At 67.9% G+C, this 15,464-nt stretch carries 10 protein-coding genes; 3 read left to right on the forward strand and 7 right to left on the reverse strand.

Going from position 1 to position 15,464, the window contains the following annotated elements:
- Positions 1–2: 2 nt before the first annotated feature.
- Genes ACWGE0_RS03980 through ACWGE0_RS04005 form a run of 6 tightly spaced genes read right to left on the reverse strand, consistent with a single transcriptional unit; the run spans position 3 to position 8,005 of the window.
- The gene (locus ACWGE0_RS03980) at positions 3–2,432 is read right to left on the reverse strand and encodes a beta-L-arabinofuranosidase domain-containing protein (RefSeq protein ID WP_452259403.1); all 2,430 of its coding nucleotides are present in this window, start codon (positions 2,430–2,432) and stop codon (positions 3–5) included.
- The gene (locus ACWGE0_RS03985; RefSeq protein WP_452259404.1) at positions 2,432–3,253 is read right to left on the reverse strand and encodes a hypothetical protein; all 822 of its coding nucleotides are present in this window, start codon (positions 3,251–3,253) and stop codon (positions 2,432–2,434) included. Before ACWGE0_RS03985 ends, ACWGE0_RS03980 begins: the two co-directional genes overlap by 1 nt.
- Before the next feature lie 10 nt (positions 3,254–3,263).
- The gene (locus ACWGE0_RS03990) at positions 3,264–4,049 is read right to left on the reverse strand and encodes a carbohydrate ABC transporter permease (protein ID WP_452259405.1); all 786 of its coding nucleotides are present in this window, start codon (positions 4,047–4,049) and stop codon (positions 3,264–3,266) included.
- Positions 4,046–4,867, reverse strand: coding sequence for a carbohydrate ABC transporter permease (locus ACWGE0_RS03995; protein ID WP_452259406.1), 822 nt, complete (start codon positions 4,865–4,867; stop codon positions 4,046–4,048). Before ACWGE0_RS03995 ends, ACWGE0_RS03990 begins: the two co-directional genes overlap by 4 nt.
- 3 nt (positions 4,868–4,870) lie before the next feature.
- Positions 4,871–6,106 (reverse strand): ABC transporter substrate-binding protein, encoded by a 1,236-nt coding sequence (locus tag ACWGE0_RS04000; RefSeq protein WP_452259850.1) that lies wholly within the window; start codon positions 6,104–6,106, stop codon positions 4,871–4,873.
- A 27-nt stretch (positions 6,107–6,133) separates the two neighbouring features.
- The gene (locus tag ACWGE0_RS04005; protein WP_452259407.1) at positions 6,134–8,005 is read right to left on the reverse strand and encodes a glycoside hydrolase family 127 protein; all 1,872 of its coding nucleotides are present in this window, start codon (positions 8,003–8,005) and stop codon (positions 6,134–6,136) included.
- A gap of 103 nt (positions 8,006–8,108) precedes the next feature.
- Here ACWGE0_RS04005 and ACWGE0_RS04010 point away from each other — a divergent pair, with 103 nt between their 5' ends.
- A complete protein-coding gene (locus ACWGE0_RS04010) occupies positions 8,109–9,119 on the forward strand; it encodes a LacI family DNA-binding transcriptional regulator (protein WP_452259408.1) in 1,011 nt (336 codons plus the stop codon).
- A gap of 120 nt (positions 9,120–9,239) precedes the next feature.
- Positions 9,240–10,067, forward strand: coding sequence for a GNAT family N-acetyltransferase (locus ACWGE0_RS04015; RefSeq protein WP_452259851.1), 828 nt, complete (start codon positions 9,240–9,242; stop codon positions 10,065–10,067).
- Between the two features lie 117 nt (positions 10,068–10,184).
- Here the strand turns inward: ACWGE0_RS04015 and ACWGE0_RS04020 are convergent, their stop codons facing one another.
- Positions 10,185–11,567, reverse strand: a complete 1,383-nt coding sequence (locus ACWGE0_RS04020) for a BNR-4 repeat-containing protein (protein ID WP_452259409.1) — start codon at positions 11,565–11,567, stop codon at positions 10,185–10,187.
- Positions 11,568–11,776: 209 nt separating this feature from the next.
- Between ACWGE0_RS04020 and ACWGE0_RS04025 the strand changes: the two genes are divergently transcribed.
- Positions 11,777–15,394, forward strand: coding sequence for a glycoside hydrolase family 2 TIM barrel-domain containing protein (locus tag ACWGE0_RS04025; RefSeq protein ID WP_452259410.1), 3,618 nt, complete (start codon positions 11,777–11,779; stop codon positions 15,392–15,394).
- Positions 15,395–15,464 lie beyond the last annotated feature (70 nt).

Raw genomic sequence — 15,464 nt, forward strand, 5'->3', positions numbered from 1 at the left:
TTCTAGGAGCCGGTGGAGTGGAGGTTCGCGACCTCGGCGGCGGTGAGGGCGCGGCCGTAGACCCGGAACGAGTCCACGGCGCCGTCGAGGAACGGGTCGTTCGCGTACTGGGAACGCCCGATCCAGTTCTGAGTGGTGTTGCCGGGCCTCGACGTCAGCACCGCGTTGCGCGCGACCTCGAGACCGTTGACGTACAGCACGCCGAGATCGCCGTTCTGCGTCACCGCGACGTGCGTCCACACGCCCTGTGGAAGCGGCGCGGGGGCGTTGATCTGCTGCTCCGCGCCCGCGCCGCCCGTGGTGACGGCGAATCTCGCCCCGCCCGCCGAACTGCGCGGAGTCAGGAAGGCGTAGGACCCGGTGCCGGACCCGAAGTCGAACACTCGTGCCCAGGTCGTCACCGCGTCCAGGCGGACCCAGGTGGCGATCGTGAACGCCGCCGCGCCCGCGAGCAGGCCAGAGGGCAGCGCGACGTGCGCACCGGAACCGGACAGGTCGACCGCCTGCCCGCTGCGGCCGGTCGTCCAGGCCGTACCTCCGGCGAGGGTGGCGGTGAGGCCGTTGCCGGTGGCGTCGTTGGCATTGCCGTCGAACGGGTAATGCGCGATGAACGTCGACGTCTCGGCGACGGTCCAGTAGACGGTGTAACGCTGCCCGTGGACCTTGTAGAACGGCAGCAGTGTCACCTGGCCGGTGCTCGCCGTGGCTGTGTACTGCAGCGGCGTCGGCGTGGGCTTGATCGTCGACGGCTGCAGTGCCGGCATCGTTGAGAGGTTGGTCGTGCCGTAGGCGCCCGCCAGCACGATCGGTCCGTGCTTGACGGCCTGCACCGCGCGGTTGTCCGGAGTGGACTCCCGTTGCAACGTCATCGGCAGGCTGACCTCCACGACGTCGCCGTTCGACCAGGTGCGGTTGATCCAGGCGTACGAACCCGGCGTGACCGGCGCCTGCGGTGTTCCGTTGACGCGGATCTGCGCGCCCGCGGCCCAACTCGGGATGCGCACGCGCAGCTCGAACGTTCCGGAGCCGGTGATCGTCAGCTTCGTGGCCGCGGTCTCCGGGAAGGAGGTGTCCTGTCGCACGGTGAAACCTCGCCAGCTCACCGTGGAAGCGATGAACAGGTTGACGTAGAGCGCGGTGTCGGAGTGGGCGTAGATACGGCCGGTGTGGCCAGTGTTGGTCTCCATCCCGGTGCCGTGGCAACAGGTGAAGTCGTTGTAGTCGTTGCTGTACGTCCGGATGCCGCCGGGACGCAATGGCGTGTAGTAGCTGTGGTGGCCGTGGGCCGAGTCCGGGTTCTGCGCACCCAGCAGGTGGTTGTAGAGCGTCTTCTCGTAGAAGTCGAAGTACCGCGCGTCGGCGGGGTTGCCGCGGAACAGCTGCGCGGTGAGCTTCAGCATGTTGTAGGAGTTGCAGGACTCGCACGTGGTGTCCGACAGTTCGGACGCGATCCGGCCCGGTGCCTTGAAGTACTCGCCGTTGGAGTTGCCGCCGATCGCGTAGCTGTGCCCGCCGGCGACGATCTCCCAGAAGTTGCTCGCGATGTCGCGGTACCTCGTCGAACCGGTTGCGTGGTACTCGCGGATCGCGCCGATCGCCTTCGGGATCTGGGTGTTGGCGTGGTAGCCGTTCAACGCGTCGCGGTTCTGCGCCAGCGGGTCGAAGATCTCCGCGTGGTCGAAGTACTGGGCGGTGGTGAGGTGCGCCGGGTCACCGGTCAGCTGGTAGAGGTTGGCCAGCACCTCGTTCATGCCGCCGAACTCCGTGTCGAGCATGTTCTGCCGCTGCGCCTGGGTCAGCCTGCCGTTGCGCCACCCCGCCCACGCCGCCATGCCGGTCAACACCGTCAGCGCCCGCGCGTTGCCGATGAGCACGTGCACGTCGAGCAGACCCGCCATGATCTTGTGCAGGGTGTAGTACGGTGCCCAGACCTGTTCGCGCGCCTCGACCCGGCCGATGAAGCTCTCCGGGAACGCCGAGAGGTACCCGGTGCTGAAACCACCGATCCTGGCCCGCTCCTGGCACACCGCCAGCTGCTCGACCAGGTAGTTCGCCTTGGTGGCGAACGCCGTGTCACCCGTGGCGGCATACGCCTGGGCCAGCGCGGTCAGCACGTGCCCCGTCGAATGCCCGCGCAGTTCGGTGGAAGGCGACTCCCACCCTCCACAAGGGACGACTTCGGACGGCAGCGAGACGTTGCGGCGGAACGTGTGCAGCAACCGGTCGGCGTCGAGGAACTTCAGATAGGCGTGGGTGCGCGTGGTGTTGTCCCGGAACGGTCCGGGCAGCAGGGTCACCGCACCGAGCGGGAACAGCTCGGCGGACACCCCGAAGTCGGGGCGTGCCGCGGCGAGCGCGCGTGCGGGCAACGCCGTCGCCGCGACGGCGAGCGCGCCCGCACGCAGAACTGCACGTCGAGAAGGGAAGTTCATCAGAACCCGTACCGGTTCTTCAGATGCCGCCAGAAGTCACGCAGCATCCACTTGTCGAACTCGGTGATCACGGTCGAACTACCGGCTTTCATGATGAACCCGCCGACGCCGGTCGGTGTCCAGTCGTAGAAGTCGTCCAGACCGAACGTGTGGCCTATCTCGTGCAGCAGGATGTGCACGTCCGACGAGTTCAGGTTGCCCATGTAGTACTCGCTGCCGATCCGCTGCCCCCAGTCACCGCCGGCCCCGCCGCCGAAGCCGGCCGTGAGCCACAACGACTGGTCGTAGTGCCGCGCCACGCCACCGGGGCAACGCGGATAGGTGCCGGTGCGGTTGAAGAACCTGCCGCAGCCTTCCGAGCACTGCGGTGCGTTCTCGCGGATGTCGTTGACGTAGATGTCGACCGAGTTGTCCGTCCACTTCAGCTGGTTGCGGTCGCGCACCGCCCAGCCGACGACCTTGATCGGCACAGACGCGTACGGGAAGTTGTTGTGCCCCGCCATCGCGTCCATCCACTTCTTGTACTGCCGCGCGAGCTGCGCGTGGACGGCGTCTCGTTGCTGTGCGGTCACCGGCTGCGGCGAGTCCCAGCGCACGCAGAAGTTCAGGTAGCCGCGGTTGACGAACAGCTGGTCCCAGCCGTAGTTGCGGAAGCCGTAGAGGTCCCCGTAGGTGCTCTCCACGTGCTGCCACACCTGGTTGAGCGGAGTCACCAGGTTGGACGGCGGGTTCCACGTGTCCGCTCTGGCCGGAGCCGCCACGCTCACCGCCATCACCGCCGCGAACAGCGCGGCCACGAATCCTTTCCACAGTCGGGTCATGCCGACCTCCTCAACCTTTCAGGGCGCCCGAGGTGAACCCCCGGACGTAGCTGCGTTGCATGAACGCGAAGAGCACCAGGCAGGGCACCGCCATGAACACCACACCGGCTTCCAGGGCGGCGTAGTCGATCGAGCCGTGGCTCGCGGTGCGCATGTTCACCACGGCGAGAATCGCGGTGAACTTGCCGGTGGAGTTGAGCAGGATCAACGGGGCGAAGAACTCGCTCCAGGACGTGAGGAACGCGAACAGCCCCACGGTCACCAGACCGGGCCGGACGGCGGGCAGCATGATCCGCACCAGCGTGCCGAAGCTCGTGCACCCGTCGACCCTGGCCGACTCCTCCAGCTCGATCGGCACGGCCTCGAAGCTGTTGCGCATCATGAAGACCGAGAACGGCAGCTGGAAGACGATCAGCACCAGGCTGAGGCCGATCAGCGAGTCCTCCAGCCCGAGCCAGCCGAGCAGGACGTACAGCGCGATCAGGATCGTCGCGTACGGCACCATCAGGATCGCGAGCGTCAGCAGGAAGAGCACGTCACGGCCGGGAAAGCGGAACCGTCCGAACGCATAGCCGGCGAACGTGGCGACGAGCAGCGTGCCGCCGACCGTCATCGCGCTCACCAGCACGCTGTTGAGCACGTGTACCGGCCGGATGCCGTTGGCGGAGGTGAAGAGCTGCAGGTAGTTCTCCGCGCCGAACCCGGTGTCCGTGCGCACCGACGCCCATCCGCTCCACACCAGCGGGAACAGGAACAGGATCGCGAGCGCCGTACCCGTGAAGTAGTAGGTCCTCATGCCGACCTCCTGCGCAGGACGGCGAGCTGGACCGAGCTGAACACCGCGAGCAGCACCAGCAGCACGACCGAGATCCCGGCAGCCGAACCGAGGTCGAGCCGGACGAACGCCTCCCGGTAGATCACCATCACCAGCGACGTGGTGCTGTTGTCCGGGCCTCCCCTGGTCAGGATCCAGAACTGGTCGAACGCGAGCAGCGAGCCGGTGGTCATCATCGTGAGCACCAGCGCGATCGTCGGCCGCATCAACGGCACGGTGATCCGCCGGAACGTCTGCCAGCGGCCGGCGCCGTCGATCCGCGCGGCCTCGTAGACGTCGACCGGGATCGCCTGCAACCCCGTCAGCAGGATCAGCATGTTGAACCCGGCGAACCGCCACAGCACCAGCAGCACGGCCGATCCCAGCGCCGGGCTGTCACCGGTGTGCGGGAACGGGCCGATCTCCTCGCTCAGCAGGCCGAGAAAGAGCAGCGAGGCACTCGCGAACCCCACCGCCATCGGCAGGAAGAACGCGGTCCGGAAGAACCCCACGCCCTTGCGCCGGTTCTGCACCAGCAGCGCGAGTCCGAACGCGAGCACGAACAACAGCACCGTGATCAGCACGGTGTACCGGACGGTGAACCAGGCTGCGGACGTCAGCAGCGCGTTGTCCACGATGGCGGTGTAGTTGTCCGGCGCGTTGAACCTCGGTATGCCGAGCAACGGCCAGCGGTGCACCGACATCCAGACGACGAGCAGCAGCGGAACCACGAAGAACAGCCCCACCAGCACCGCGGCGGGTGTCGCGTAGAGGGCTCCGGTCACCGCTCGCCTGCGCACGACTCACTCCTGCCGCAACGACTTGGTGATCGCCTCGTTGCCCGCCATCAGCGCCGAGGTCGCGTTGCCGAACAGCGCGCCGCGCACGGTGGTCAGCCACGGCCCCTGCGGGTCGTTGAACGTGGCGTTGAAGTTGCGGGCGTACGGCGTCTTCCCCTTGGCCACCAGTCCGTTGGCCGTGACCAGCCGCGGATCCGCCGACGAGTACTTGTTCGACGCGAGGTCGGTGCGGAACGGCACGCCCTTGCGTTTCGCGATCACCTCGACCTGCGCCTCTTCGGACATCGTCCAGGCCAGGAAGTCCCACGCCTGCTGGGTTTTCGCACTCGTGGCACCGATGCCGATCGCGTCACCACCGAGGAACGTGGACTCGCCGCCGGTGATGCCGGGAATCGGCGCGAGACCGGTCTTCACGCCCTTCGCCTCGATGGCATCGAGCCACACCGACGGACCGGGTGCGATGCCTACCTTCCCTCCCTGCAACGCTCCGAGCCACGTCGGGCCTGCCTCGCCCTTCGACCCCGGCGATGCCACGCCCTCGTCGTAGAGGTCGCGGTACACGGCGAACACCTCGGCCATCTCGGGTGAGTCGATCCGGGCGCTACGGCCGTCGGCGTCCAGCACCTCACCGCCGGCGGCCCAGACCGAGGGCCAGAGCGTGAACTCGATGCAACCTCCGCAGTTGCCACCGAAGTAGGTGCCGTGGACGTCCTCGCCGAGCTTGTCGATCTTGCGGGCGTGCTCGGCGAACTCGCCGAGCGTGCGTGGCGGCTTCTCCGGATCGAGACCTGCCTTGGCGTAGAGGTCCTTGTTGTAGAGCATCACCGACAGGTCGATGGTGTGCGGCACGGCGAAGTTGTGGCCCTCCCACGTGCCCGCACGCACGTGAGAGGGGGCTACGGAGTCCTTGAACGGCAAGGACTTGAACTGCTCGGACACATCGGCCCACAGACCCTGCGCGGCGTACTGCGGTGCGAACACCACGTCCGCGGCGAAGAGGTCCGGCAACGATTTCGCGCCCGCGGCCGAGGCCAGTTTCGCCGGGTACTCCTCGTTGGGGTACGCGGTGACCTCGATCTTGTTGCGATGCGAGGCGTTGTACGCGTCGGCGTAGGCCTTGGACACCGACTCGGTCGCCGCGCGGGTCCACAACGTGAGGGTCGCGCCGTCGTCGGCGGCACCGGTTTCGTCCGCACCGCACGCGGCGGTGGCCAGCAGCAGCGTGACTGCCGCGAGCATCGCTTTCACGGTCTCTCCTTTGAGACGTCAGGCGGTGGGCAGCCAGACCCGCATCGTGGACGGGCCTCGGCGCGCCCAGCGGTGGTAGGGAATGAGGCGCAACGGAGCGGGCGTGCCCGGTCTGGCCGACGGTTCGCCGTACGGCCACGAGGAATCGAGCGAGGCGTCGAACGCGGCCCGCACCACCGCGCCGTCACCTGCCTGCTCCGGGTCGTGCCCGGTGCAGACCCGCAGCGCGTCGAGATCGTTCTCCCCCAACGACTCAGCGCACAGCACGAGCGGCCCGCGTTCGACCGCGACACAGCCGCGCACCGCGTCGACGCGGGGATCCGGCCAGGTGAACCGCGGTCGCGTCGGGAGCTCCAGCCGGATCTCCTCCCCCGCACTCCAGTCGCGGGTCAGGACGACGTCTCCTGGCGCGACCGGGCGGCGCTCGTGATCCACGACGAGCACCGCCCCGGTCGCCCAGTCGGGGACGCGCAGGGTGATCGACCAGGGCCCGCCGCTCCTGGTCGTCCGCACGACCACGTCTCCGTCCTCCGGGTACGACGTGCGCACCTCCACGCCGACCGGACGGCCGTCGGCGAGCTTGGTCTCGACGTCGCAGTCGGCGTACTGGTGCAGGCGCAGCCCGGTGTCGTCGGCGGTGACGAGGTACGACGAGAGGCTTGCCAGCAACCGTGCGATGTTCGGCAAGCAGCACGACACCTCGTACCACGGCGCCCTGAGCCCGCCGACGTCGAGCCGTTCACCGCCGTTCGCCGGTTGTGCGGGAGTGCGCTGGTGCAACGTGTTGGCGTAGAAGAAACTCCGGCCGTCGTCGCCGATCGCGCCGGCGATCACGTTGTGCAGCACACGATCCACTACACCGGCATAACGGTTGTCGCCGGTGGCCAACAGCAGTCGTTGGGCGAGCATGACCGTGGCCACGCCCGCACACGTCTCGGCGTACGCGCGATCGGCCGGCAACACGAAGTCGTCGCCGAACGCCTCGTCCTGGTGGCGTGAGCCCATGCCGCCGGTGATGTGCGTGCGGCGCGCCCACGTGCGGTCGAACTGTTCGGCCACCGCACCCAGCAGGTCGTCGTCGCCGGTCTCGACCGCCACGTCCACCGCGCCGCACGCCAGGTACAGCGAACGCACCGCGTGTCCGCGCAGGACCGTCGCCTTGCGCACCGGGACGTCGTCGTTGAAGTAGGACCAGCCGAACTCGTGCGCGGGCAGAGTGCGATACCCGCGCCGGTCGACGAACAACGCGGCCTGGTCGAGGTAGCGCTGCTCCCCCGTCAGCCGTGCGAGTTCCACCAGCGCGGTCTCGATCTCCGGATGCCCGCAGACGCCCTCGCTGCCGAAGGTCTCGCAGATGTGGTCCGCGGCGCGGCGGGCCACGTCCAGCAACGGCCCGGCGCCCGCGGTCCTCGTCCTGGCGACCGCGGCCTGCAGCAGGTGCCCTGCGCAGTAGAGCTCGTGGCCCCAGGCGAGATCGGTGTAGCGGGGGCGTTGCCAGTGGCGGCCGAACGCGGTGCTGAGGTAGCCGTCCTCGGCCTGGGCTGCGGCGAACTGGGACGTGAGCGCTTCGATGCGCGTGTCGAGTTCTGCGTTCGGGGATCTGCCGTGTTCCCACGACATCGCCTCGACCATTTTGTAGACCTCGGAGTCGGAGAACTCCCTGCCCTTCCGCTCCCGTGATCCCGAACCGTTGCCGACCGTGCGGAAGTTGCCGGTCCAGCCCAGTTCGTCCATCCACCGCAGCGCGTGGCCGATCGTCGCTTCACCGTTGACCCGCTGCCGGGGTTCCCAGAAACCACCGGTGATGCTCACCTCGTCCGTCCCCAATGGACGTACCGGTCCGCGGGACGGGACCACCGGTCCGCGGATCGACTGGGTGTTGCGCATCATTGCCACACCACGCACTCTGGAGACCGAAAACGATTTCGACAATGCCCCATCAGGAGCAGAAATCATCGAATACGCAGTCGAATCTCGGTTCGAAAGGATTTCGATGGGCAGACGGCGTTCCGAAGCAGTGACGCTCGGGGACGTGGCGAAGCGGGCAGGCGTGTCGATCGCCACCGCGTCCAAGGCGATCAACGACCGCGGCGAGGTGGCGGCGGCCACGCGGGCGCGCGTGCTGCGGGCGGCGGCCGAACTCTCCTTCCAGCCCAACGTTCTGGCCCAGGGCCTGGTAGCCGGCCGCACCCGCGCCATCGGCCTGCTCACCGACGAGTTCGACGGCCGGTTCGCCATCCCGATCCTGCTCGGCGCGGAGAACGCGTTGTCGGACAAGGAGATGTCCGTGCTGCTGTGCGACACACGCGGCGACGCGATCCGCCGCAACCACTACATCCGCACGTTGCTGGCCCGCCAGGTCGACGGCTTCATCGTCGTGGGCGACAGCAACGACGTCCGCACATCGCTCACCGCAGACATCCCGGTGCCGGCCGTGTACGTGTACTGCCGCTCGAGCAACCCGGACGACCTCAGCCTGGTCTCCGACGACGCGGGCGGGGCAAGGCTCGCGATCGAACACCTGATGGCGTTGCAACGCAAGCACATCGCCCACATCACCGGCCCGCAGCACTACCGCGCCGCCCGTGATCGCGCCGCCGCCGTCCACACCGTCCTGGAGGAGCGAGGCCTGTCGCTCGCCGGTGGCCAGCCACTGCACGGCGAGTGGTCGCAACGCTGGGGCCGGCACGCCGCCCGCCTGCTGATCACCACCACGCCCGAGGTCGACGCCATCTTCTGCGGCAACGACCAGATCGCCAGCGGCGTCGCCCAGGCCCTCACCGACCTCGGCCGGCGCGTGCCCGACGACGTCGCGATCGTCGGCTACGACAACTGGGAGATCTTCGCCGCGGACTGCCGGCCGCCGCTCACCACGATCGACCTCAACCTCCAGCAGCTCGGCACGACCGCCGTGACGCACCTCTTCGCGGCGCTCGAAGGAGTTCCCGCCGCGGGTGTCGTCCGGCAGCCGTGCCGGCTCGTGGTGCGCGAGTCCACGGCGTGAAGAAATGCGCAGTCTTGTTCTGGTTGAGCGCTTTCCTAAATGAATTCCGCGCCTCTCCTGTGGCCGATACGATCGCTGGCCGCGAAGAACACCTCCGAACCGCAGGAGCAGCTCTTGACCGTGATCACCCGGCTCGACGACGTCCTCGACGGCCATCCGCTCGGCCCCAGAACCCCTTTCGCCGCCATCGACGCCGGCGTGACGGTGGCGACCGGAGATCTCATGGCGAAGTCGTGGATGGGCGACGAGACGGGCCGGCTGGTCACCGTCCGCTGGCAGCCCGGCCGTGTCGACGCCGCGGCCCTGATCGTGGAGGCCGCGACGGCGTCGGCGGAACCCGGCACCGTGCTCAACGCCTCCACCAACGTGGAGGTCCATCCGGACCCGGCCAAACGCGTCGCCTTGTTCGAGTCCTGCGGTTTCGAGCTGTGGCAGGAGAAGGAGGGGTTCTGGTGGGGCGACGAGGGCCAGGAGCTGCCGGCGCCGCACCGGACCACCGTCCGCACCCTGGCGCAGGCCGGGCGCGAGAAGTTCGTCGAGGTCATCGAGAGCTGCTCGACCGGCACGCTGGACCGGGTCGACGCCGACGCGATGGCCGCGATGGGACCGTCCGCCTGGTCGGCCGCGTTCCTGGCGGCCTGTGAGGACTCCACGTGGCTGCTCGCAGAAGACGCTCAGGGGCAGGCCGTGGGTCTCGTTTCCGTCGGCGAGTTCGAGGAGAACGTCGGCACGATCAGCTACATCGCGGTGCACCCGGATCATCGCGGCCAAGGTTACGTCGACCAACTGCTGCAACTGGCCAGCCGCACGGCACGTGAACTCGGATTCACCGGGATGCTCTCGGACACCGACGTCCTCAACGTCCCGATGATGCAGGCCTTCCGGCGCAACGGTTACAGCTCCGAAACCCGCGCCTGGCACAAGTGGATGCACCGCAAGACGGTGTAGCGCGGCGCCGCCACTGCCCTGCCAACGAGGCAGTTGGTAGTAGAAGAACGCTCGATGATCTTGAGTTGGGGGTACTTGCAGACGCCAGTGGTCGCCAGCGACCTTACGGTGCCGCCGCTACCCCAGCCGGAAATCGGCGACGCGGATCGGTGACGGTGTGGTGCCGCTGGAGACCTGCTGGTACTGCACCGAAAGAATCCCCTGCGACGCGACGCGGGAGGTGTCCACGTTGACCTCACCGAACGCCTGCAGCGACGGGCGGTCGAACACGGTCGTCCAGTCCGTCCACCCGCTGGCCTTGCTCGCCGCCACGATCTTGCCGCGCGGCATCACCAGGTAGGCGTTGTCGTCGCGGTCGAGCACGATCTTCGTGCGCTGGGTGTGGTTCGGCGGGATCGGCACCTCCATCTTGGTCCACTTGCCGTCCGCGCCGCGGAAGACGTGGAACGTGCGGCCGTACTGCGCGCGCTGCTGGGCGTAGTTCGAGACGCACTGGGTGAAGCGGCCGGGCACGTAGCTGATCACCACGTGCGGCCGGCCGCTCATGTCCACCGCCTGACTCTCCTGGTTCATCAGGCCGTGGTTCGGGTCGAGCGGGTCCACCACCAGACCGGGTGAGGTGATGCTCACCGGGGTGGTCAGCGCCGTTCCCGCGCTGTTGCGCCACGTTCGGCCGCGGTCGTCGCTGTAGATGTAGCCGGTGTCGTGGTTGGTCAGCCCGCCCGAGTTGCAGAGCACGCCGGAGTTGCCTTCACGCCAGGTGAATGCGGCGTGCAACCGTCCACTTCGGTCATAGGTCAGGCCGTGCAGGTACATGTTGCGCGTGGTCGACACCACGCCGTTCGGGCCGGTGTAGGAACCCGTTGCGGACGACCAGCCGCCGAGTTTGCGCCACGTGCCGCCGGTGTACTCGGCCAGTTCGTTGACACCGTTGCCGGATCCGCCGGTGCGGTAGCTGAACTGCAGCCTTCCCTCTGGTGTCACCACGAACTGCGGGTAGGTCATCGAACCGAGTTCGACACCGCCGAGCGTCCGTTGCACCTCACCGAACGACGCGGCGTTCCACGGTTGTGCGCCGATCGCGAGGCCGGGCGTGGAGCGCAGGTAGAACAGACGCGTGTTGTGCGTGTCCATGGCGACGTGGATCGTGTTGTCCTGCGGGGAAATCCCGAGCGAGATCACGTTGTGCGAGTCGTCGACGCTGAGCCGGTGCGGCAACACCACGGTCTCCCACCGTGTGCCGCCCACGCTTCGGCGCGCGATCACGGCGTTGCGGCTCGCGGTGTACCAGGTGGCGTACTGACGTCCCTGGTAGGTCAGGATCGCGTCCTGCTGGAACGAGTTGTTGTTCACCAACCCGTCGTAGGAAACGAAGTACAGCGCCGACGGATCGAGCACCGTGTCGCTGACGAGGCTCACACCTGGTGCCGCCTGCGCGGTCACCGGAACCCCGAGCGCGACGGCGACAGCGGTCAACAGAGGAACTAACGTCCTGGCCATGCCTCGGCAGCGTGCTTTCGAACAACATCGAACGCAAGGCCGTTCTCGTTCGATAACCGCATCGACTGTGTGAACGCCGCTTACCTCGCGGCCCCTTGTCGCACCAGGGAACCGGCTGTTCACTTGTGTTCGGTTCTGTCTGAACATGGAGGTTCAGCGTGCGGCGCGCGATTGTTCTTGCGACAGTCATGGTGGTTGCGGCAGGTTCGATGACACCGATCGCCTCCGCCGTCGATCCGCCTCCTGACGTGCACACCTACCTCGAAGATCCGCGCAGGACCGGAGAAGGACAGGAGCCGCACCACGCGTTCCTGCGCCAGCAACCGGGTTTCACGCGCACGCTCGACGGCAGGTGGCAGATCGCGATGGCGGACAAGCCCGCCGACGTGCCCGCGCGGTTCTACGCCGACGACCACGACACGTCCCGCTGGCGCACGGTGACCGTGCCGCACACGTGGCAGACCGACGGCCTGGACCACCCGATCTTCCGCAACATCGCGACCGAGGTGCAGCCGGACGACCCGCCCCGCGTTCCCCGTGACATCAACCCGACCGGCGCTTACGTCCGCGACTTCGACGTTCCGGCCGACTGGACGAAACGCACGACGTTCGTCCGCTTCGAGGGCGTGACGTCGGCGTACTTCGTGTGGGTCAACGGCAAGTACATCGGCTACGACCAGGGCGGCTACACCCCGGCGGAGTTCGACATCTCCTCCGCACTGCGCCCCGGCCGCAACAAGATCGCCGTACAGGTGCACCGCTGGAGCGCCGGTTCCTACCTCGAGGACTACGACCAGTGGCGGTACTCGGGCATCTTCCGCTCGGTGTCGCTGTACTCGACGCCCGCGACGTTCATCCAGGACGTCACGTTGCGCACGGACCTGGACGCCACCTACACCGACGCCACCCTCACCGCGGACGTGGAACTGGGTCATAAGACCGGCGGCACGCACCGCGTCACGGCCAGCCTGCGTGACGCCCGCGGCACCGAAGTGGGTTCGGTGAGCCAGGAAGTCGCCGGCAGCACCGCACGCCTCACGTTGCCCGTGCGCGACCCGGCCAAGTGGACCGACGAGACGCCGAACCTCTACACCGTCGTCCTCACCCTCGCCGGGGCGGACGGCCGGCCGCACGTCGTCACCGAGACCACCGGCTTCCGCGAGATCGAAATCCGCGACAAGGTGTTGCTGGTCAACGGCAAACGCGTGCTGTTCAAGGGCGTCAACCGCGCGGAGACCGACCCCGACCACGGCCGGCACGTCCCCCGCAAGGCACAGGAACGCGACGTCGCGTTGATGGAACAGCTCAACGTCAACGCCGTCCGCACCTCGCACTACCCGAGCGACCCGTACTTCTACGACCTGGCCGACCAGCACGGCATCTGGATCGACGACGAGGTCGACATCGAGACCCACAACCACGAGAACTGCGCCCGGTGGTGCCAGGCGAACCAGCCGGAGTGGCGCGACACGTTCCTGGACCGGCTCATCGGCATGGTCGAGCGGGACAAGAACCACCCCAGCGTGTTCATGTGGGACACCGGCAACGAGGCAGGGCTCGGCGCGCACCACTACGAGATGGCCAGGTGGCTCAAGGCCAACGACCCGTCGCGGCCGATCTACCACCAGTCGAACAACCCCGACGGTGACGCGCCGTTCGCCGACGTGTGGGGCCCGCGCTACCCGTCGCCGGAGCGGTTCGCCGAGCAGGCGAGGACCACGACCAAGCCGTTGATCTTCGGTGAGTACGCGCACGCGATGGGCAACAGCCTCGGCAACTTCCGCGAGTTCTGGGACATCATCCGCGCCAACCCGCAGACGCAGGGCGGGTTCATCTGGGACTGGGCCGAGCAGAACATCAAGCAGAAGACCCTGATCTCGCCGGACAGTTCCGGCAACGACATCACCGCGTTGCTCTCCGGTGCGCCGAAGCTCGTGGACGGCCACCGCGGCAAGGCGTTGTCGCTGTCCGGGCTCGACGACTTCGTCGAGGTCTACCGCGACCGCAAGCTCGACATCACCGGCACCGCGCTGACGTTGGACGCGTGGGTCAAGCCGGGCAAGTGGACCGGGCAGTTCCCGATCATCGCCAAGGGCGACCACCAGTGGACGCTCAAGATGAAGAACGAGACCACGCTCGAGTTCTTCATCCACAGCGGCACTTGGCGTGCGGTGCAGGCGAAGGTGCCCGCCGACTTCTACGGCAAATGGCACCGGGTCAGCGGCACGTACGACGGTACCGCGCTGCGGCTGTACATCGACGGCGCCGAGGTCGGTGCCCTGCCGTTCACCGGCGCGATCGACTACTCGGCGGCGGACGTGAACATCGGCCGTGACTTCGAGATGTCCTGGAACGACCCCTCGTCCGTCGGGCGGCTCGCCAGCGGTGACGTCGACGACGTGCGGATCTACGACCGGGCGCTGTCGCCTGCCGAGTTGGGCGCTTCGACGCCGGTCGGTGGAGCCGTGCTGGCGCTGGACTTCGACAGCGTGCGGGAACGCGGCACGCACCTGGCGTACGGATCGACGCTGTCCGGTGTGGACGGTCTGATCAACACGGACCGCACGCTCCAGCCCGAGGCCCTGCAGATGGCGTGGGCACACCAGCCGATCAGGTTCGCCTACTCCGGTGGCGTGCTCTCGGTGACCAACGAACGCCAGTTCACGGGCACCGACGACCTCACCCTGCGGTGGCGGGTCGCGGAAGGCTCACGGGTGGTCAAGAGCGGCGACCAGCCGTTGCGCGTCGGAAGCGCTTCGACCGCACCGATCTCGCTACCGGTGCCGGTCAACGACGCCGATCGCGAGCGGTTCCTGACCGTCGAAGCGGTCACGTCCACAGGGCACGCCCTCGCGCACGACCAGTTCTCGCTGGGCGGCAGCCGGATTCCGGGTCTGGACAAGGCCCCGCTCGACTGGGCTGTCGTGTTCACCCACGAGGACGCCGCCAAGGTCACCGCGACCGCGGCCGGCGCGACCTACACGGTCGACAAGAAGTCCGGTGCGCTGACGTCCATCAAGTCGTGGGGCCGGGAGCTGCTCGCCAGCGGCCCGAAGCTCGACGCGTGGCGGGCGCCGATCAGCAACGAGACCTACACGTGGGGCCGCGCGGAGGGTGAGGACTGGCGCAAGGCGGGCCTCGACCGCCTCGAGACCACGGTGAGTGGTGTGCGGGTGGAGAAGGACGGCCACAAGACCACGCGGATCGTCGTGGACAGCAAGGTGGCCGCGCCCGGTGTCAGCGGGGCGTGGTTCGACCAGACGATGGTCTACGCGGTGGATTCGGCCGGCGTGCTGCGACTCGGGCACCGGGTGACGCCGCAGGGCTCCATGCGGACGCTGCCGTACCTGCCGCGCATCGGCGTCCAGCTGTCGGTGCCGGACCGGTACTCCGAGTTCTCCTGGTACGGAAGGAAAGCCGAGAGCTATGTCGACCGCAAGGACGGCACGCCGATCGGGGTGCAGTCGACCTCGGTGGCCGACCAGTACGTCGAGTACCACCGCCCGCAGGACCACGGCAACCACACCGACACCCGGTGGGCGATGCTCACCGACGGCCGCACGTCCGGTCTGCTGGTGTCGGGGGCGAAGGACGTCAGCGTCACGCAGTACGACGACATCGAGCGTGCCGCGTACCCGTTCATGTTGCAGCGCAACAAGGGGTACTTCACGCTGCACGCCGACCACGCCGTGACCGGTGTCGGTGACACGCCGAACCCGGTGCGGCAACGCAACCAGGTCCGTCCTGACAGCACCTATGAGTACACGCTCACGATGCGGCCGCTGACGCCGCAGGAAGCCTGGTCAGGCAAACCGGCGGGAGCCTGACCGGAGGAGGTGGCCCTGGTGTCCAAGCCGGGGCCACCTCTCTTTTTCCCCGCCCGCGTCCGTCTGATGT

It is taken from the genome of Lentzea sp. NPDC054927, assembly GCF_053610285.1.

Bases quoted from the DNA above. Each gene is read 5' to 3' on its own strand.
- ACWGE0_RS04005 (WP_452259407.1), bottom strand. From the start codon at position 8,005: ATGATGCGCAACACCCAGTCGATCCGCGGACCGGTGGTCCCGTCCCGC.
- ACWGE0_RS03985 (WP_452259404.1), bottom strand. From the start codon at position 3,253: ATGACCCGACTGTGGAAAGGATTCGTGGCCGCGCTGTTCGCGGCGGTG.
- ACWGE0_RS04025 (WP_452259410.1), top strand. From the start codon at position 11,777: ATGACACCGATCGCCTCCGCCGTCGATCCGCCTCCTGACGTGCACACC.
- ACWGE0_RS04010 (WP_452259408.1), top strand. From the start codon at position 8,109: ATGGGCAGACGGCGTTCCGAAGCAGTGACGCTCGGGGACGTGGCGAAG.
- ACWGE0_RS04000 (WP_452259850.1), bottom strand. From the start codon at position 6,106: ATGCTCGCGGCAGTCACGCTGCTGCTGGCCACCGCCGCGTGCGGTGCG.
- ACWGE0_RS03990 (WP_452259405.1), bottom strand. From the start codon at position 4,049: ATGAGGACCTACTACTTCACGGGTACGGCGCTCGCGATCCTGTTCCTG.
- ACWGE0_RS04020 (WP_452259409.1), bottom strand. From the start codon at position 11,567: ATGGCCAGGACGTTAGTTCCTCTGTTGACCGCTGTCGCCGTCGCGCTC.
- ACWGE0_RS03980 (WP_452259403.1), bottom strand. From the start codon at position 2,432: ATGAACTTCCCTTCTCGACGTGCAGTTCTGCGTGCGGGCGCGCTCGCC.